This is a genomic window from Micromonospora sp. LZ37, assembly GCF_059359015.1.
This window is the reverse complement of the sequence record NZ_JCADBL010000001.1, coordinates 296,763-312,251: the sequence shown is the minus strand read 5'-3', so window position 1 is coordinate 312,251 and position 15,489 is coordinate 296,763. Positions and strand designations below refer to the sequence as shown.

The 15,489-nt window shown below is 75.4% G+C and carries 15 protein-coding genes and 1 riboswitch; of the genes, 5 read left to right on the top strand and 10 right to left on the bottom strand.

What is annotated here, in order from left to right; genetic code table 11:
- Positions 1-35: 35 nt before the first annotated feature.
- Entirely contained in the window at positions 36-902 is an 867-nt protein-coding gene (locus AC5L3Z_RS01505; RefSeq protein WP_494838905.1) for an ABC transporter permease, read from the bottom strand.
- Between the two features lie 101 nt (positions 903-1,003).
- Positions 1,004-2,032 (bottom strand): ABC transporter substrate-binding protein, encoded by a 1,029-nt coding sequence (locus AC5L3Z_RS01500; RefSeq protein ID WP_494838904.1) that lies wholly within the window; start codon positions 2,030-2,032, stop codon positions 1,004-1,006.
- A gap of 265 nt (positions 2,033-2,297) precedes the next feature.
- Here AC5L3Z_RS01500 and AC5L3Z_RS01495 point away from each other — a divergent pair, with 265 nt between their 5' ends.
- From AC5L3Z_RS01495 to AC5L3Z_RS01480, 4 genes are all read left to right on the top strand, one after another.
- The gene (locus AC5L3Z_RS01495) at positions 2,298-3,083 is read left to right on the top strand and encodes an ABC transporter ATP-binding protein (protein ID WP_494838903.1); all 786 of its coding nucleotides are present in this window, start codon (positions 2,298-2,300) and stop codon (positions 3,081-3,083) included.
- A gap of 2 nt (positions 3,084-3,085) precedes the next feature.
- Positions 3,086-4,033, top strand: coding sequence for an LLM class F420-dependent oxidoreductase (locus tag AC5L3Z_RS01490; RefSeq protein ID WP_494838901.1), 948 nt, complete (start codon positions 3,086-3,088; stop codon positions 4,031-4,033).
- On the top strand, positions 4,030-4,332 hold the full coding sequence (locus tag AC5L3Z_RS01485; protein ID WP_334528431.1) for a cupin domain-containing protein: 303 nt from the start codon (positions 4,030-4,032) through the stop codon (positions 4,330-4,332). Before AC5L3Z_RS01490 ends, AC5L3Z_RS01485 begins: the two co-directional genes overlap by 4 nt.
- Positions 4,333-4,397: 65 nt before the next feature.
- Positions 4,398-7,058: a hypothetical protein gene (locus AC5L3Z_RS01480; protein ID WP_494838900.1), complete on the top strand. Its 2,661-nt coding sequence runs from the start codon at positions 4,398-4,400 to the stop codon at positions 7,056-7,058.
- 85 nt (positions 7,059-7,143) lie between these two features.
- Here the strand turns inward: AC5L3Z_RS01480 and thiC are convergent, their stop codons facing one another.
- From thiC to AC5L3Z_RS01445, 7 genes are all read right to left on the bottom strand, one after another.
- Positions 7,144-8,736 carry a phosphomethylpyrimidine synthase ThiC gene (gene thiC / locus AC5L3Z_RS01475; RefSeq protein ID WP_494838898.1) on the bottom strand — a complete coding sequence of 531 codons (1,593 nt, stop codon included), beginning with the start codon at positions 8,734-8,736 and terminating at the stop codon, positions 7,144-7,146.
- A 17-nt stretch (positions 8,737-8,753) separates the two neighbouring features.
- Positions 8,754-9,542 carry a bifunctional hydroxymethylpyrimidine kinase/phosphomethylpyrimidine kinase gene (thiD, locus tag AC5L3Z_RS01470; RefSeq protein ID WP_494838897.1) on the bottom strand — a complete coding sequence of 263 codons (789 nt, stop codon included), beginning with the start codon at positions 9,540-9,542 and terminating at the stop codon, positions 8,754-8,756.
- Positions 9,539-10,174, bottom strand: a complete 636-nt coding sequence (locus tag AC5L3Z_RS01465; protein ID WP_494839571.1) for a thiamine phosphate synthase — start codon at positions 10,172-10,174, stop codon at positions 9,539-9,541. Before AC5L3Z_RS01465 ends, thiD begins: the two co-directional genes overlap by 4 nt.
- 125 nt (positions 10,175-10,299) lie before the next feature.
- Positions 10,300-11,076 carry a thiazole synthase gene (locus AC5L3Z_RS01460; RefSeq protein ID WP_494838895.1) on the bottom strand — a complete coding sequence of 259 codons (777 nt, stop codon included), beginning with the start codon at positions 11,074-11,076 and terminating at the stop codon, positions 10,300-10,302.
- A complete protein-coding gene (thiS, locus tag AC5L3Z_RS01455) occupies positions 11,073-11,273 on the bottom strand; it encodes a sulfur carrier protein ThiS (protein ID WP_334528446.1) in 201 nt (66 codons plus the stop codon). Before thiS ends, AC5L3Z_RS01460 begins: the two co-directional genes overlap by 4 nt.
- On the bottom strand, positions 11,264-12,424 hold the full coding sequence (thiO, locus tag AC5L3Z_RS01450) for a glycine oxidase ThiO (protein ID WP_494838894.1): 1,161 nt from the start codon (positions 12,422-12,424) through the stop codon (positions 11,264-11,266). Before thiO ends, thiS begins: the two co-directional genes overlap by 10 nt.
- On the bottom strand, positions 12,418-13,044 hold the full coding sequence (locus tag AC5L3Z_RS01445) for a thiamine phosphate synthase (protein WP_494838892.1): 627 nt from the start codon (positions 13,042-13,044) through the stop codon (positions 12,418-12,420). Before AC5L3Z_RS01445 ends, thiO begins: the two co-directional genes overlap by 7 nt.
- Positions 13,039-13,146, bottom strand: a riboswitch (TPP riboswitch). (Overlaps the previous gene by 6 nt.)
- Positions 13,147-13,268: 122 nt before the next feature.
- Between AC5L3Z_RS01445 and AC5L3Z_RS01440 the strand changes: the two genes are divergently transcribed.
- Positions 13,269-14,201 (top strand): DUF559 domain-containing protein, encoded by a 933-nt coding sequence (locus AC5L3Z_RS01440; protein WP_494838891.1) that lies wholly within the window; start codon positions 13,269-13,271, stop codon positions 14,199-14,201.
- Positions 14,202-14,461: 260 nt separating this feature from the next.
- On the opposite strand, the gene AC5L3Z_RS01435 is transcribed toward AC5L3Z_RS01440, so the two are convergent.
- Positions 14,462-15,424 (bottom strand): aldo/keto reductase, encoded by a 963-nt coding sequence (locus tag AC5L3Z_RS01435; RefSeq protein WP_494838889.1) that lies wholly within the window; start codon positions 15,422-15,424, stop codon positions 14,462-14,464.
- Positions 15,425-15,489 lie beyond the last annotated feature (65 nt).

Sequence of the window (15,489 nt, the reverse complement as noted above, 5' to 3'; positions counted from 1 at the left end):
GGTGTGGCCCCGCCGAGCGGCGGGGCCACACCGGTTCACCGGGCCGAGGTGGTCTCCCGGATCCACGGCAGCGCCAGCCGCTCGACCAGGGAGAGCGCCGAATAGAACAGGATGCTCATCACCGCGATCAGCACGATCGCGGCCCAGGCGGTCGGGTACTCCCCGATCCCGTTGTACTGAAGGATCTGATAGCCCAGCCCCGGCTTGTCGGAGTAGAACTCGCCGATCACCGCGCCGATCGCGGCCAGCGGCATCGCCACCTTGAGCCCGACGAAGATCTGCGGCAGCGCGGCGGGGAAGCGCACCTTGCGGAACGACTGCCACCAGGAGGCGTTCAGCGACCGGGCCAGCTCGGCCAGGTCGGCCGGGGTGGTGGAGAGTCCGGTCGCGGTGGAGAGCACGATCGGGAAGAAGCAGAGCAGGAAGACCATGGTCAGGATCGGTTTCTCACCGAAGCCGACCGAGACGACCAGCAGCGGCCCCAGGGCGATCTTCGGCACCGCGTTCACCGCCACCAGCAGCGGCGCGAACATCCGCTCCGCGGTCCGGGAGGCGGCCAGCGCCATCCCGATCAGGATCCCGGCGGCCGCCGAGAGCACGAAGCCGACAAGCGTCATGGTCGCGGTGATGCGCAGGGCCGGCAGCAGCACGTCGGCCGCGGCGGTCAGGGCCCGCCACACCTCCTGCGGGGGCGGCAGGGACGCCGGGTGCACCAGCCCCAGCCCCGAGGTGACCAGCCACCAGACCGTCACCGCGACCAGCAGGCCGAGCAGCGGCAGGCCGACGGTCGCCGGGCCCGGCCGGCGCCCGGCCGCGCCGGCCGGCGGCGTGGTCGGGGTCGCCACCGCCCCCGCGGCATCCGTCCCGGCGGCGGGCTCCGGGCGGGTACGGATCTCCGTCACGATCTCTCCTCTCTCGCCGGCCCCGGGGCCGGCACGCGACGGGGGTACGACCGCCGGTGGTCCCGGCCGGCCGCACCCCCGTGGCACTCCTCGCGCGTCGATCAGGCCTTCGGCGCGAGGCTGAAGTCGATGATCTGGTCCGGCGTCAGGTTCTGCTTGAGCGCGCCCGCGCCCTGCAGGATGGCGATGCTCTTGGCGACCCGGTCGCTGTCCAGGGTGCCCAGCGCGGTGCCGGAGTTGCTGGACCGGACGTACCCGGCCATCAGCTGGAGCTCGGCGGCGGCCGCCGCGGGAACGGTCGCCGGGACGTTCTTCTTCAGGATGTCGGCGGCTTCCTGCGGGTTGGCCAGGCTGTACTCCAGGCCCTTGAGCAGCGCGCCGGAGAAGCGCTTGACCATCTCCGGCTTCTCCTTGGCGATCTTGCTGGAGGTGATCAGCACGTTGCCGTAGAGGTCCTGCATCACGTTGCTGTACGGCAGCACGACCGGCTTCTTCTTGGTCACCGCCTCGACGGTGGGCTGGCCGACCACGAACTGCCCGATGCCGTCGACGGCGCCGGAGGCGAGCGTGCCGATCAGGGTCTGCGCCTCGCCGTTGACCCAGGTCACCTTGGTGGCGTCGACGCCGGCGAGCCGGGCGTACGTCGGGAAGAGCTGCCGGACCACGGAGGTCGGGGTGTCGGCGAGCTTCTTGCCCTCCAGGTCCTTCGGGGAGGCGATGTTCTTGCCCTCGACGGTGACGACGGCGGCCATGGTGCGCTGCTGGATGGCCGCCACCGCGACGAAGTCCTTCGCCACCCCGTTGCCGAGCTGGAGCAGGCCGCCGGTCAGGTCGATCGGGCCGAAGTCGGCCTGGCCGCCGACGATGGTCTGGATGACCGAGCCGGTGCCCTGGCCGGGCTTGATCTCGACCTCGAAGCCGGCCTCCTTGAAGAACCCCTTCTCCTTCGCCACCCAGGCGTACGAGTCACGGCCGAAGTTGCCGAACGAGGTGAGGTACGTCACCTTCTCCAGCGCCTTGCCGTCGCCGCCCTTGGCGTCGGAGCTGTCATCGCCGCCGCTGCACCCCGAGACCAGGGCGAGGGCGGTGGCCAGGGCGGCCGCGGCGACCGTGCGGGTCAGCCTTCTCATCAGTGCACCATGTCCTTTCCGACCGGGTCATGCCACCCGGAAGGGGTTGTCGGTCCGGAGCGCCGGCGTGAGGGGGGAGCCGGCGCCACCGTCGTAAGGGGACTCTTCGCGGGCACAGCGTACGAGAGCCGCACCGTGACGACGCCAGTCGCATCGTGTTGCGGAACGGCAACGCCGTAGTCCACCCCGGACTGTCGGCAAGTGACCCACGCCGGATAGCCTTTGTCGGATTCCTGATTGCCCACTCAGCGGAGGCCCGCCGGAGATGATCCGACTCGCGGATGTGTCGCGGACGTTCGACGGCCGCTCCGGTCGGGTCGAGGCGCTGCGGGGGATCGACCTGGAGGTCGCCGAGGGCGAGTTCGTGGCCGTGCTCGGCCGGTCCGGCTGCGGCAAGTCCACCCTGCTCCGCATGATCGCCGGACTGCTCCCGGTCACCAGCGGGGAGATCACCGTCGCCGGCACCCCGATCACCCGGCCCCGCCGGGACATCGCGATGCTCTTCCAGCGGCCCGCCCTGCTGCCCTGGCGCACGGTGCTGGACAACGTCCTGCTGCCGGCCGAGATCTTCGGCTGGAGCCGGGCCAAGCACCGCGAACGGGCCCACCAACTGCTGGAGATGACCGGCCTCGGCGGCTTCGAGAGGCGGCTGCCGCACGAGCTCTCCGGCGGCATGCAGCAGCGGGTGTCGCTGTGCCGGTCGCTGCTCGGCGAGCCCCGGGTGATGCTGATGGACGAGCCGTTCTCCGCCCTGGACGCGCTCACCCGCGAGGAGCTCTCCGGCGAGCTGCAACGGGTGCACATGGAGACCGGGGCGACCGTCGTCTTCGTCACCCACTCGATCGACGAGGCGGTGCTGCTGGCCGACCGGGTGGTGGTACTCAGCCCGCGCCCCGGCCGGATCCGCGAGATCGTCGAGGTGGCCGTGCCCCGGCCCCGCACCCTCGGCCGCCACGAGCACCTCGCCGACGTCGCCCGGATCAGCGCCGAGCTGCACGAACTGCTGATGGAGCGCGAGGCGCCGGCGCCCGCAGGTTCGGAAGGACGATGACCATGCGGGTGACCGTGTTCACCGAGCCGCACCGGGGCGCCGACTACTCCGACCAGCTCCGCTTCGCCCAGGCGGTCGAGACCGGCGGGTTCGACGGCTTCTTCCGGGCCGACCACTACCAGTCGATGGGGGATGCTGGGCTGCCCGGCCCGACCGACGCCTGGCTCACCCTGGCCGCGCTGGCCCGGGAGACCTCCCGGATCCGGCTCGGCACGCTGGTCACCTCGGCCACCTTCCGGCTGCCCGGACCGCTGGCCGTGATGGTGGCCCAGGTGGACCGGATGAGCGGCGGCCGGGTCGAGCTGGGCATCGGCGCCGGCTGGTACGAGCGCGAGCACACCTCGTACGGCATCCCGTTCCCCGCCGTCGGCGAACGCTTCGACCGGCTGGCCGAGCAGCTGGAGATCATCACCGGCCTCTGGCGCACCCCCGCCGGGCAGACCTACAGCCACGCCGGCGACCACTACCGGCTGGTCGACGCCCCCGCCCTGCCGAAGCCGGTGCAGGTGCCCGGCCCGCCGGTGATCGTCGGCGGGCGCGGCCCGAAGCGCACGCCCGAGCTGGCCGCCCGGTACGCCGACGAGTTCAACATGCCGTTCAAGTCGGTCGAGGAGACCGCCGCGGCGTACGAGCGGGTGCGCGAGGCGTGCGACCGGATCGGCCGGGCGGAGTCGGGGCGGGCGCCGCTGGTGCTCTCCGCCGGGGTGGTGGTGGCGATCGGCCGTACCGACGCCGAGGCCCGGCACCGGGCCGCGCCGCTGCACGTCAAGAGCGCCCTGCCGCCGGAGGACCCGGTGGTCGGCTCCCCCGCCCAGCTGGTCGACCGGCTCGGCGAGTTCGCCGCGATCGGCGCCACCCGGGTGCACCTGCGCCTGATCGACTTCTCCGACCTCGACCACCTGGAGCTCATCGCCGCCGAGGTGCTCCCCCAACTGGACGGAACCCGATGACCGACACCGACCTCGAACTCGGTCCCGTGGGCCAGGAGATCGTCTTCGAGAACGACCGGGTGCGGGTGTGGCACATCCGGCTGGAGCCGGGCGAGCGGCAGCCGCTGCACCGGCACGACCACCCGTATCTGGTGGTGGCCGTCCAGGGCGCGAAGAACGTGGTGCAGACCATCGACGGCACCCGGATCGACGCCGACGAACCCACCGGCGGTGTGGTCTACCGCGACCCCGGAGCCGTTCACATGTTGACCAATGTCGGCGACACGACCTACCTGGCGCGCCTGGTGGAGTTGAAGTAACCCCAGGCTGCCGCCCCGCCGCGCCACAGTGGCGATCGGGCGCACCGGGCCGTAACGTGCCCGACATGGCCTTTCGGACGTGGGGCAGACTGCTGCTCACGGCACTCGGGGTGAGCGTGCTGGCCGGGGCCGGCCAGCTCGGCATCGCGTACGGGTTCGGCATCGTCCGGCTCACCGGCGCCTTCACCGACGTCAACCGGTGGCCGGCCCAGCTGGCCTGGGTCGGCTGGTTCGCGGTGAGCGCGGCCGTGGCCGGCGCCGTCGTGACCGGACGGTTGGCCCGGCGGGAGGGGTTGCCGGACACCACCGGCGTGCAGCTCGCGATCTCCGGCGTCGCCGCGCTGGGCGCCTTCGTGGTCGCCCCGCTCTGCATGCAGCCCGCCCGGGCCGCCGAGCTGAGCACCATAGACCCGGTCTGGGCGGTGGGCATCTGCGCGGTCGTCGGCGCGGTCGTCGGCGCGGGCGCCGCGTCGGCCGTGCTGCTCCGACCGCCGCTGGGCTGGAACGTCGCGATGCTGACCGGCGTGGTCTGGCTGATCGCACTGGTCTCCGCCGCGCCGACGCTGCTCTCCACCGGCCCGCTGCGCACCGTACGCCTCGGCGTGCTGGAGCCGACCTGGCTGGACGCCGACACCGCCCAGCGGCTGGCGATGCTGCTGCTGCCCACGCTGGCGCTGCTGGCCGGCGCACTGACCGGTGGGCTGGCCCGGTGGCGGGGGCACGCGCCGCTGGTCGGTGGCGCCGCCGGGGCGACCGGTCCGGTGCTGCTCGCCTTCGCCTACCTCACCGCCGGTCCCGGTAACTCCGTCGACCGCTACCAACTGGCTCCGTACTACGGCGCGGTGATCGCGGTGGCGGCCGGTGTGCTCGGTTCGGCCGCCGCCACCCTGCTGCGGTGGCCGCTGCTGCCCGGCCGCGCCACCGGCGGCGACGCGCTCACCCCGACCGACATCCTGGCCCCGCTGCCCGCCGGGCCGGACGTGCCGGCCGCCGCGACCGGGAGCCGCGCCGGGGTGGACCCGACCGGTGTCGCGCCGGCCGACGACGCCGTCGCGACCCGGACCGGTCCGGCGACCCCGGCCCACTGGGACTGGCCGGTGGCGCCGGGCACCCCCGCGCCGGCGCCCGGTCCCGCCGCCACCCGGGAGTCCACCGTCGGCCCGTCCCGCGACGTCCGCCCGGCCGACCCGTTCGACCGCCTCTCCCCGGCGGGACGACACCTCTCGGTGGTCCCCCCGGTCCCGACCGGTGAGCCGACCGGGGTGCCGGCGGCGGGCGACGCACCGGCCCGGCTGGACGACGCCGCGCCGGCCCGACCGGTGGAGTCGGAAACGGACGACCTGCCGCGGGCCGACCGGCTACCGCCCCCGGCCACCGCCCCGGAACCCGGTGCGACGCCGACCGCCCCCGACCCGGCCACGGACGTTCCGGCGCCCGGCCCGGCGAGCCCCGTGGCGGCGTTCCCGGTCGCCGCCCCGGCCGCGTCGACCGACTCGGCACCCGAGCCGACCGGCCGCCCGGCGACGCGGGTCACCCCCGCTCCCTCGGCGGCCTCCGACGCGGATGTGGCGACCTCCGACGCGGATGTCGCGACCCCGGACGCGAATGCCGCGACCCCGGACGCGAATGCCGCGACCCCGGACGCGGCTGCCGCGGCCACGACGATCCCGGGTCCGGTGATCCCCGCCCCGGACCCGGCACCCCGCGCCGACGGCACCACCGCGCCGGACCCGACGACACAGCCCGACGCCGCAGGCCTTCCGGCGGATCGGGGCACCGCCGCGGCGGACACCACCGCAGCCGACACCATCCCGGCCGACACCACCGCCCCCGGCACCATCGCGGCGGACCCGGCGGCGCCGGCCGGCGGCGCGCCCGACGCGGTGGTGGAGGAGGGCGGCACGCCGGCGGCGCCGGCCGCCACGACGAGAGCGGCGGCCACCGCCCCGAAGCCGCGACCTAAGCGCACCCGCAAGCCCCGCTCCACCGGCCCCGACGATCCGGCCGGCCGCCCTGCCGGCACCCCGGGAGAGCCGGCGCCCGCCGCCGCGGACGGGACGGACGCCACCCCGGCGGCACCGCCGTCGCCGACCGCCGCGCCGGCCCAGCCGGCGCCGGCCAGCGGTGCGGGGGCACCCACCCCGCCGCTGTTCTTCCCCGAGGAGTCACGTCCGGACGCCGCCGTGCCGGCCGTGCTCACGCCACCGCCGGCCGCAGTCGCCGGGACGCCGGCCGCCCCGGAACCCCCGCCGGCCGTCGAGCCGGCGCCGCGCCCGCGGCACCGGGCACCCCTCCCCGACCTGAGCAGCGCGGGCAGTTGGCAGGCCTTCACCACCTCCCGGGCCACTCCGGCGCCGGACGGCGAGCAGCCCCTCCCGCCGACACCGCGGGAGGTCCCCACGCCCGTCAACTTCCGGTGGGACGAGCCGGCTCCGGCGGACGGCGGACCGGAGGCGGACGCCACCGGCGCGGCGAGCCGGTCGCCGGAAGGAGCCGAGCCGGCGTCCGGGAAGTCCCGGGGCCGGCGGAGCCTGTTCCGCCGCAAGGGTTCCCGGGATGGTGAACCGGTCGCCGAGACGCCGGACGGGTCGGAGCCGCTGGCCGCGCAGGACGAGGAGTTCGTGGACTGGGTGACCGGGCTGAGCCGGCCGCTGGCCGACAACGAACCGGAGACGGAGAGCGCCCGCCGCTCACTCCGCTCCTCCGGCCGCCACCACCGCGACTGACCGTCGGCGCCGCGCCGATCATGCAGTTGTGGTGGGCGATCGGTGCCGGATCGAGGCGTTCGTGGGGCACCACAAGGCACGATCGTCAGGCGAGCGGCAGGTAGACGCGGCTGCCGGAGGAGAGGAACTCCTCGGACTTGTCCTTCATGCCGCGTGCGGCGTACTCCTTGAGCTCCTGGGTGATCTTCATGGAGCAGAACTTCGGCCCGCACATCGAGCAGAAGTGCGCGGTCTTCGCCGGCTCGGCCGGCAGCGTCGCGTCGTGGTACGACCGCGCGGTCTCCGGGTCCAGCGAGAGGTTGAACTGGTCGGACCAGCGGAACTCGAACCGGGCCTTGGAGAGCGCGTCGTCCCAGGCCTGCGCGCCGGGGTGGCCCTTGGCCAGGTCGGCCGCGTGCGCCGCGATCTTGTACGCGATCACGCCCGCCTTCACGTCGTCCCGGTCGGGCAGCCCCAGGTGCTCCTTCGGGGTGACGTAGCAGAGCATCGCGGTGCCGAACATGCCGATCATCGCGGCGCCGATCGCCGAGGTGATGTGGTCGTACGCGGGCGCGATGTCCGTGGTCAGCGGGCCGAGCGTGTAGAACGGGGCCTCGTGGCACCACTCCTGCTGGAGGTCCACGTTCTCCTTGATCTTGTGCATCGGCACGTGGCCCGGGCCCTCGATCATCACCTGCACGTCGTACTCCCAGGCGATCTTCGTCAGCTCGCCGAGGGTGCGCAGCTCGGCGAACTGCGCCTCGTCGTTGGCGTCCGCGATCGAGCCGGGCCGCAGCCCGTCGCCGAGGGAGAACGTGACGTCGTACCGCGCGAGCAGCGCACACAGTTCGCGGAAGTTGGTGTAGAGGAAGTTCTCCTCGTGGTGGGCCAGGCACCAGGCCGCCATGATGGACCCGCCCCGGGAGACGATCCCGGTGACCCGGTCCACCGCCAGCGGCACGTACGGCAGCAGCACCCCGGCGTGCACGGTCATGTAGTCGACGCCCTGCTCGGCCTGCTCGACGACGGTCTCCCGGAACACCTCCCAGCTCAGCTTCACCGGGTCGCCGCCGACCTTCTCCAGCGCCTGGTAGATCGGCACGGTCCCGATCGGCACCGGCGAGTTGCGCACGATCGCCTCCCGGGTCTCGTGGATCCGCCTGCCCGTCGACAGGTCCATCACGGTGTCGGCGCCCCACCGGGTGGCCCAGGTCAGCTTCTCCACCTCCTCGGCGACCGAGGAGGTGACCGCCGAGGTGCCGATGTTGGCGTTCACCTTGACCAGGAACGCCTTGCCGATGATCGCCGGTTCGCACTCCGGGTGGTTGACGTTGAGCGGCAGCACCGCCCGCCCGGCAGCGATCTCGTCCCGGACGAACTCCGGCGCCATCCCCTCCCGGATCGCCACGAACTCCATCTCCGGGGTGACCACGCCGGCCCGGGCGTAGGCGAGCTGGGTGGGGCGCTTCCCGTCCGTGCCCGCGAGCGGGGTGCCCGCGCCCCGCACCGGGGCCACGTCCCCGCGCTCGGCGATCCACTCCCCGCGCAGCGGGGGCAGCCCGACCTCCGGGTCGGAGCCCGGCCCGGAGGTGTCGTAGCGGCGCAGCGGCGGGTTGTCCCCGGTCAGCTCGACCTCGGCGAACGGCACCCGGACGTCCGGCCGTGACCCCTCGACGTAGACCTTGCGACGTGCCTGCATGACAGCCTCCCTGGTGATCAACGGGACCAGCCGAAGTGGTCCAGCGGGCCGCGGCCCGCCCCCAGCTCCCAATCCCGCGCGCCGGTCAGCGCGCGGGTGACGTACTCCTTGGCGGCGGCGACCGCGACCGGCACCGGATCGCCCGCCGCCAGCCGGACGGCGACCGCCGCCGAGAACGAACAGCCGGTGCCGTGGTTGTGCCGGGTGTCGACCCGGGGCGCGCGCAGCAGGGTGGTCGTGCCGCCGCCGCTGAGCACGTCCACCGACTCGCAGTCGGCGTCCACGTCGCCGCCGGTCACCACCACGTGCGCCGCGCCGCCGGCCACCAGCGCCTCCGCCGCGGCGACCATCTCCTCGACCGTGGTAACCGGGCGTCCGGTGAGGGCCGCGGCCTCCGCGCAGTTCGGCGTCGCCACCTCCGCGTACGGCAGGAGCCGCTCGACCGCCTCCACCACACCGAGCCGGTGCCCGCTGGTGGCGACCAGCACCGGGTCGACGACGAGGTGCGGCAACCGGCCCGCCTTCGCCGCCTCGGCCACGGCGTCGGCGACCGCCGGGGTGCCGAGCATCCCGGTCTTGACCGCGCGGACGGCGAAGTCGTCGAGCACGCTGTCGAGCTGTTCGCTGACGGTGCGCGGGGGCAGCGGCAGGACGGCGTCCACACCCCGGGTGTTCTGCGCGGTCACCGCGGTGAGCACGCTGGTGCCGTACGCGCCGAGGGCGGCGAAGACCTTCAGGTCGGCCTGGATGCCGGCGCCCCCGCCGGAGTCGGAGCCGGCGATGGTGAGCACGGTCGTGGGTGTCATCGCGCGTCTCCCGTGGTCGCTGCGGGCGGCCGCGCCGCCTCGACGGCCTCGGTCAGGGTGGCGGCTGCCGCGGCGGGGTCCTCGGCCCGCATGACCGCGCCGAGCACGGCCACGCCGGCGGCTCCCGCCTCGACGCAGGCGTGCACCCGGTCGGGGGTGTCGATGCCGCCGAGGGCGAGGACCGGCACGGGGCTGACCCGGATCAGCTCGGCGAGCCCAGCCCGGTGCAGGGGTGGGCCGTAGCCGGGCTTCGTCCTGCTGGGGAAGACGGGCGAGACGGTGGCGTAGTCCTCGGTGGTGAGTCGGACCAGCTCGGCGCGGTCGTGGCAGGAGCGGCCGACCAGTCCGAGGGCCGGCGGCGGATAGGGGCCGGCCGAGGGCAGGTGGACGGCGTCGCCGTCGAGGGAATCGGGGCCGGCGACGATCAGGGTGCCGCCCGCCTCGGCGAGGAGGGGACGCAGCGCGGCGGCGAGGGCGGCGCGTTCGGCGCGGGGCAGGTCCTTCTCCCGCAGCACCACCCAGCGCGCTCCCCCGGCCACCGCCGCCGCCACCACCTCGGGCAGCGGTCGCCGCGCCTGCCAGCGGTCGGTGAGCACCACCAGCCCCGACGGTCCCGCCGGGCCGGGGCGCACCGGCGGGGCGTCGGGCGCGGCGAGCCGCCCCGAACCGGCTCGCCACGAGTCGGTCAGCGGCCCGCCCGGTTGTGGGGCCCCGGCCACCGGCCCGCCGGCGGTGCGCCGCTGCGCCCGCGTCGCCGTCACAGCTCGGGCCTTCCCTCGTCGGAGGTGGAGGGGAGGGCGTGGAAGCGGCGGGTGATCCGGCCGGCGGCGTGAGCGAGCCGGCCGGCCTCGACCGCGTACCGCATCGCGGTGGCCATCGCCACCGGGTCGGCGGCCCGGGTGACGGCGCTGGCCAGCAGCACCGCGTCGCAGCCGAGTTCCATGGCGAGCGCGGCGTCGGAGGCGGTGCCGATGCCGGCGTCGAGGATCACCGGCACGTCGACGCTCTGCCGGATCAGCCGGATGTGGTGCGGATTGTTCACGCCGAGCCCGGAGCCGATCGGCGCGCCGGCCGGCATCACGGCGGCGCAGCCCACGTCGGCCAGCCGGCGGGCCAGGATCGGGTCGTCCGAGGTGTACGGCAGCACGGTGAACCCGTCGGCGACCAGCTCCTCGGCGGCGCGCAGCAGCTCCACCCCGTCGGGCAGCAGGGTCCGCTCGTCGCCGATCACCTCCAGCTTCACCCAGTCGGTGTCGAACGCCTCCCGGGCCAGGTGGGCCACCTTGACCGCCTCGCCGGCCGTGTAGCAGCCGGCGGTGTTCGGCAGCAGCCGCACCCCGCACCGGTCCAGCAGGTCCAGCAGCCCGCCTGCGGTGGCGGCGGTGTCGACCCGGCGCAGGGCCAGGGTGACCAGCTCGGTGCCGGAGGCCCGGACGGCCTGCTCCAGCACGTGCAGGTTGGCCGCGCCGCCGGTGCCGAGGATCAGCCGCGACCCGAGGGTCACCCCGGCCAGCTCGAAGGCCATCCCGGTCACCCGCCCTGCGCGGCGCTGAGCACCTCGACCCGGTCGCCGTCGCGCACCGGGCTCGACGACCACCGGGACCGGGGCACCACCTCGCCGTTGACCGCGACGGCCACCCCGCGCTGCTGCGGGGTCACCTCCCGCACCACGTCCGCCACCGTCGCACCGCCGGGCAGCGTCCGCCCGGCGCCGTTCACCGTCAACTCCACGTGCGCTCCTCCTCGGATGCGGATCGGTCGGGACGCGGGCGGCGGGCCGCGACGGCGGGCGCCCGCCCGTCGCCGTCGCGCGCGGTGAACCGGGCCGGCGTGAAGGGCGCCAGCAACGGGTCCGCCGCGCCGGTCACGACCAGCTCGGTGATCAGGTCGGCGGTGGCCGGGGTGAGCACGATGCCGTGCCGGTGGTGCCCGGTGGCGGCGAGCACGCCGGGCCGGCCGGGCAGCGCCCCGAGGATCGGGGCGTTGTCGGGGGTGCCGGGGCGCAGCCCGGCGGACGCCTCGGCCAGCTCGTACTCGGCCAGGTCGGGCACGAGGTCGACGGCGGCGCGGAGCAGCCGCAGCACCGCCCCCGCGGTCACCTCGGTGTCGGCCCGCTCCTCGACGGTCGCCCCGACGACCACCTCGCCGTCGGTGCGGGGCACCAGGTAGACCGACTCGCCGTCGGCGTACCCCCGGATCACGTGCCGCAGGTCCGGCGTGCCGCGACCGGGGGCGCGCAGCCGCAGCACCTGCCCCTTCACCGGCCGGACCGGCAGGCCGGTGAGCGCGGCGGCGCCGCAGCCGGCGGCCACCACGGTGAGCCGGGCGTCGACCTCGGCGAGCCGGGTGACCGCGCCGGGCACCAGCACCGCGCCGGCCCGCTCGGCCGCCGTCCGCAGCGCGGCGACCAGCCGGCGCGGGTCGACCTGGTGGTCGTCCGGCGCGACCGCGCCGCCGCGCACCCGCGGCGCCAGCGCCGGCTCGCGCTCCCGCAGCTGCGAGGGGCGCAGCGGCGTGATCGGCAACCCCAACCCCTGCTGGTACGACCACAGCCGGCCCGCCTCGGCCAGGTCGTCACCGGTCAGCCCGACGACGAGGGTGCCCTCGGTCCGGTACCCGAGGTCGGTGCCGGCGGCCTCGGCCAGCTCGGCGGCGAAGCCGGGCCAGCGGGCGGCCGACTCGGCGAGCAGCCCGGTCAGCTCGTGCTCCCCGAAGTACGCCTCGGCGACCGGCGACAGCATCCCGGCGGCGACGTGGGACGCGCCGGAGCCGGGGGCGGGATCGTGCACGACGACGCGCAGCCCGCGCGCGGCGCAGCGCCACGCGATCGCCAGCCCGACCGGTCCCGCCCCCACCACGGCGACGTCCGGTCGGGTCAGCACGTCAGGGCCCCGAGCAGTTCAGCGGTGGCCCGCCCGGGATCGTCAGCTCCCGACAGCGCCCCGACCACCGCCACCCCGTACGCCCCGGCGGCGCGCAGCGCCGGCACCGACGCGGCGGTGACCCCGCCGATGGCGATCACCGGCACGGTGACGGCCGCGGCGACGGCGCGTACCCCGTCGGGGCCGATCGGCGCCGGCAGCCCGGCCTTGGTGGTGGTGGCGTGGCAGGGGCCCACGCCCAGGTAGCCGGCCCCGGCGGCGACGGCCCCGACGGCGGCGACCGGTTCCCGGGCGGTGGCGCCGAGCACGGCGGCCGGGCCGAGCACCCGGCGGGCCGCACCGACCGGCAGGTCGTCCGCGCCCACGTGGCCGCCGGCGGCGCCGACCGCGAGCGCCACGTGCAGCCGGTCGTTGACCAGGCACGTCGCCCCGTACGGCGCACAGAGCGCGACCACCCGGCGGGCCAGCTCGTACGCCTGCCGGTCGGTGGCGTCGTCGCCCACCCGGACCTGTACGACCAGCTCGGCGCGGGCCACCGGCAGGGCGGCCCGGAGCACGGTGAGCGGGTCGCGCCCCGGCCGGGTGTCGGTGATCAGATGCAGTCGTCCCAGGGACGGCACGGCAACACTCCTCCCTGCGCCGGCATTACCCGGATCAGGTTCGACGGTCGGGGGCTTCAGCCCCCCTCTCAGCCCGGTGCACCGGGCTCCCGTGGGTCACTTGCGGCCATACCGTACGACGGATCCGCCGTCCCGCCAAGAGCGCGGGTTCGCTTTTTCCACCCACCGTCCGGCGCCGACGGCGGGGGCAGCGGGTGACACTCCGCTCACCGCATGCTGTCCGGATGCCCTCGCCGCCCCGGGTTCCGCGCCGCCTCGCGTTCCTGCCCTTCCGGGGCAGCCGCGCCGTCGCGGAGGGGTCGGTCACCTGGGCGATGCTGCGCGGCCCGGCCTGGCACCGGCTGCTGCCCGACGTCTACGTGCACCGCGACAGCCTGCGCACGGCGGATCACCGGCTCTGGTGCGACGCGGTGGCACTGCTGCTGCCGCCGGACGCGGCGATCGCCGGGCACAGCGCGGCGTACCTCTGGGGTGTCGACCTGCTCCGGCGGGACGCGCCGGTGTCCGTGCTGCTGCCCCGGGCGGCGCGGCTGCGCGCCCACCCCCGGGTCCATGTGACCCGGTCGGCGCTGCCGCCGTCGGACCGCACCCGCTTCGCCGGCCTGCCCGTCACCACCGCCCTGCGCACCGCCTTCGACCTTGGCCGGCAGGTGCCCCGCGACGAGGCGCTGGTCGCCGTCGACGCGCTGCTGCACCGCCGGGTGGTGAAGCTGCCGGCACTGCGTGCGTACGCCGAGGCGCACACCCGCTGGCCCGGGCTCCCGCTGCTGCGGCAGGTGCTGGCGCTGGCGGAGCCGCTGAGCGAGTCCCCCATGGAGACCCGCCTGCGGCTGCTCCTGCTCGACGCCGGGCTGCCGCCGGCCACGGCGCAACACGACGTGCTCGATGCCCGGGGCCGCTTCGTGGGACGGGTCGACCTGGCCTGGCCGGCGCTCCGCGTAGCCGTCGAGTACGACGGCGACCACCACCGCGATCGCGTGCACTTCCGGCAGGACGTGGCCCGCCTCAACGCGCTACGCGCGGCCGGCTGGATCGTCCTCCGCTTCACCGCCGACGACGTCTTCCGCCAGCCGTCGCAGACGGTGGACATGGTCGCCGCCGCCCTCCGCGAGCGCCGGGACGAGTGGCACACCATGCACGCCAACAGCCCCCGTTGACGTCCATGGCGTACCACCCGCGCCCCGGACCACCGGCGCGGTACCAGGCGCCGCCGCACGCCCCCGTGCGAGTGCCGGCGCGCTGGCAGGACGGCGCCCGGGCGGCGCGCGGCGGGCGTCGTGAGGGCCGTCGGCTGCACGGGTGGAACGCCATTGCTGTCAAACGCCCGCCATGACGTCCATGGTGTTCCACTCGCGGGTGCGGGCCGCTCGCCGCCAGCCGCCCGGGGCGGCGGGTGGCGTGTCCGGCGGGCTGGCGGTCAGAGGACGGCGTCGAGGGCGTCCAGGTCCTCGTCGGTGGGCTGCCAGGTGCCGGCCTCGGCGTTCGCGCGCACCTGCTCCGGGGTGGTGGCACCGGCGATCACCGAGGTCACCGCCGGGCGGGCGGCCAGCCCGCCGATCGCCACCTGGAGCATGCTCAGCCCCCGGTCGGCGGCGTACGACCCGATCGCCTCGATGGTGTCCCAGTCCGCGGCGGCGAGGCGCTGGGCGTACCGGCCGCCGCCGGAGAGCCGGCTGCCTGCGGGCGGGGCCTGGTCGCGCCGGTACTTGCCGGTGAGCAGGCCGTTGGCGAGCGGGAAGAAGGGCAGCATGCCGAGGCCGAAGCGCTCGCAGGCGGGGATGACCTCGGTCTCGACGGAGCGTTCCAGCAGCGAGTAGTGGTTCTGCGCCGAGATGAAGCGGGCCCGCCCGGTGGAGGAGGCGACCCAGTCGGCGTCGGCGATCTGCCAGCCGGCGAAGTTGGAGTTGCCGAGATAGCGCACCTTGCCGGCGCGGACGAGGTCGTCCAGCGCGGAGAGCGTCTCGTCGATCGGGGTGCCGGGGTCGGGCTCGTGCATCTGGTACAGGTCGATGTGGTCGGTGCCGAGCCGGCGCAGCGACGCCTCGACGGCGCGGGCGATGTAGCGGCGGGCGCCCCGGGCGCCGTGGTCGGGCCCGTTGAGCCCGTGCATGTCCATGCCGAACTTGGTGGCCACCACCACGTCGTCCCGGCGTCCCTTGAGCGCCTGGCCGAGCAGTTCCTCGGAGGCGCCCTGCGGTTCGCCGTAGATGTCGGCGGTGTCGAAGAAGTTGATCCCGACGTCGAGCGCGGCGTCGACCACCGCCCGGGTCTCGTCGAGGTCGAGCTTGCGGCCGAAGTTGTTGCAGCCGATGCCGACCACGGACACCACGAGCCCGGAGTCGCCCAGTCGGCGGTAGGTCATCTCAGTCACGAGATCCACCCTATGCCGACGGGGACCCGCCGGACGGGCGACCGCCCCGCCCCGGTCGGCCGCCGCGCCGGGCG

What these genes read in the sequence shown, in the direction of transcription:
- AC5L3Z_RS01500 (WP_494838904.1), bottom strand. Translation starts at nt 2,032, where the DNA reads ATGAGAAGGCTGACCCGCACGGTCGCCGCGGCCGCCCTGGCCACCGCC.
- AC5L3Z_RS01495 (WP_494838903.1), top strand. Translation starts at nt 2,298, where the DNA reads ATGATCCGACTCGCGGATGTGTCGCGGACGTTCGACGGCCGCTCCGGT.
- AC5L3Z_RS01490 (WP_494838901.1), top strand. Translation starts at nt 3,086, where the DNA reads ATGCGGGTGACCGTGTTCACCGAGCCGCACCGGGGCGCCGACTACTCC.
- AC5L3Z_RS01485 (WP_334528431.1), top strand. Translation starts at nt 4,030, where the DNA reads ATGACCGACACCGACCTCGAACTCGGTCCCGTGGGCCAGGAGATCGTC.
- AC5L3Z_RS01480 (WP_494838900.1), top strand. Translation starts at nt 4,398, where the DNA reads ATGGCCTTTCGGACGTGGGGCAGACTGCTGCTCACGGCACTCGGGGTG.
- thiC (WP_494838898.1), bottom strand. Translation starts at nt 8,736, where the DNA reads ATGCAGGCACGTCGCAAGGTCTACGTCGAGGGGTCACGGCCGGACGTC.
- thiD (WP_494838897.1), bottom strand. Translation starts at nt 9,542, where the DNA reads ATGACACCCACGACCGTGCTCACCATCGCCGGCTCCGACTCCGGCGGG.
- AC5L3Z_RS01440 (WP_494838891.1), top strand. Translation starts at nt 13,269, where the DNA reads ATGCCCTCGCCGCCCCGGGTTCCGCGCCGCCTCGCGTTCCTGCCCTTC.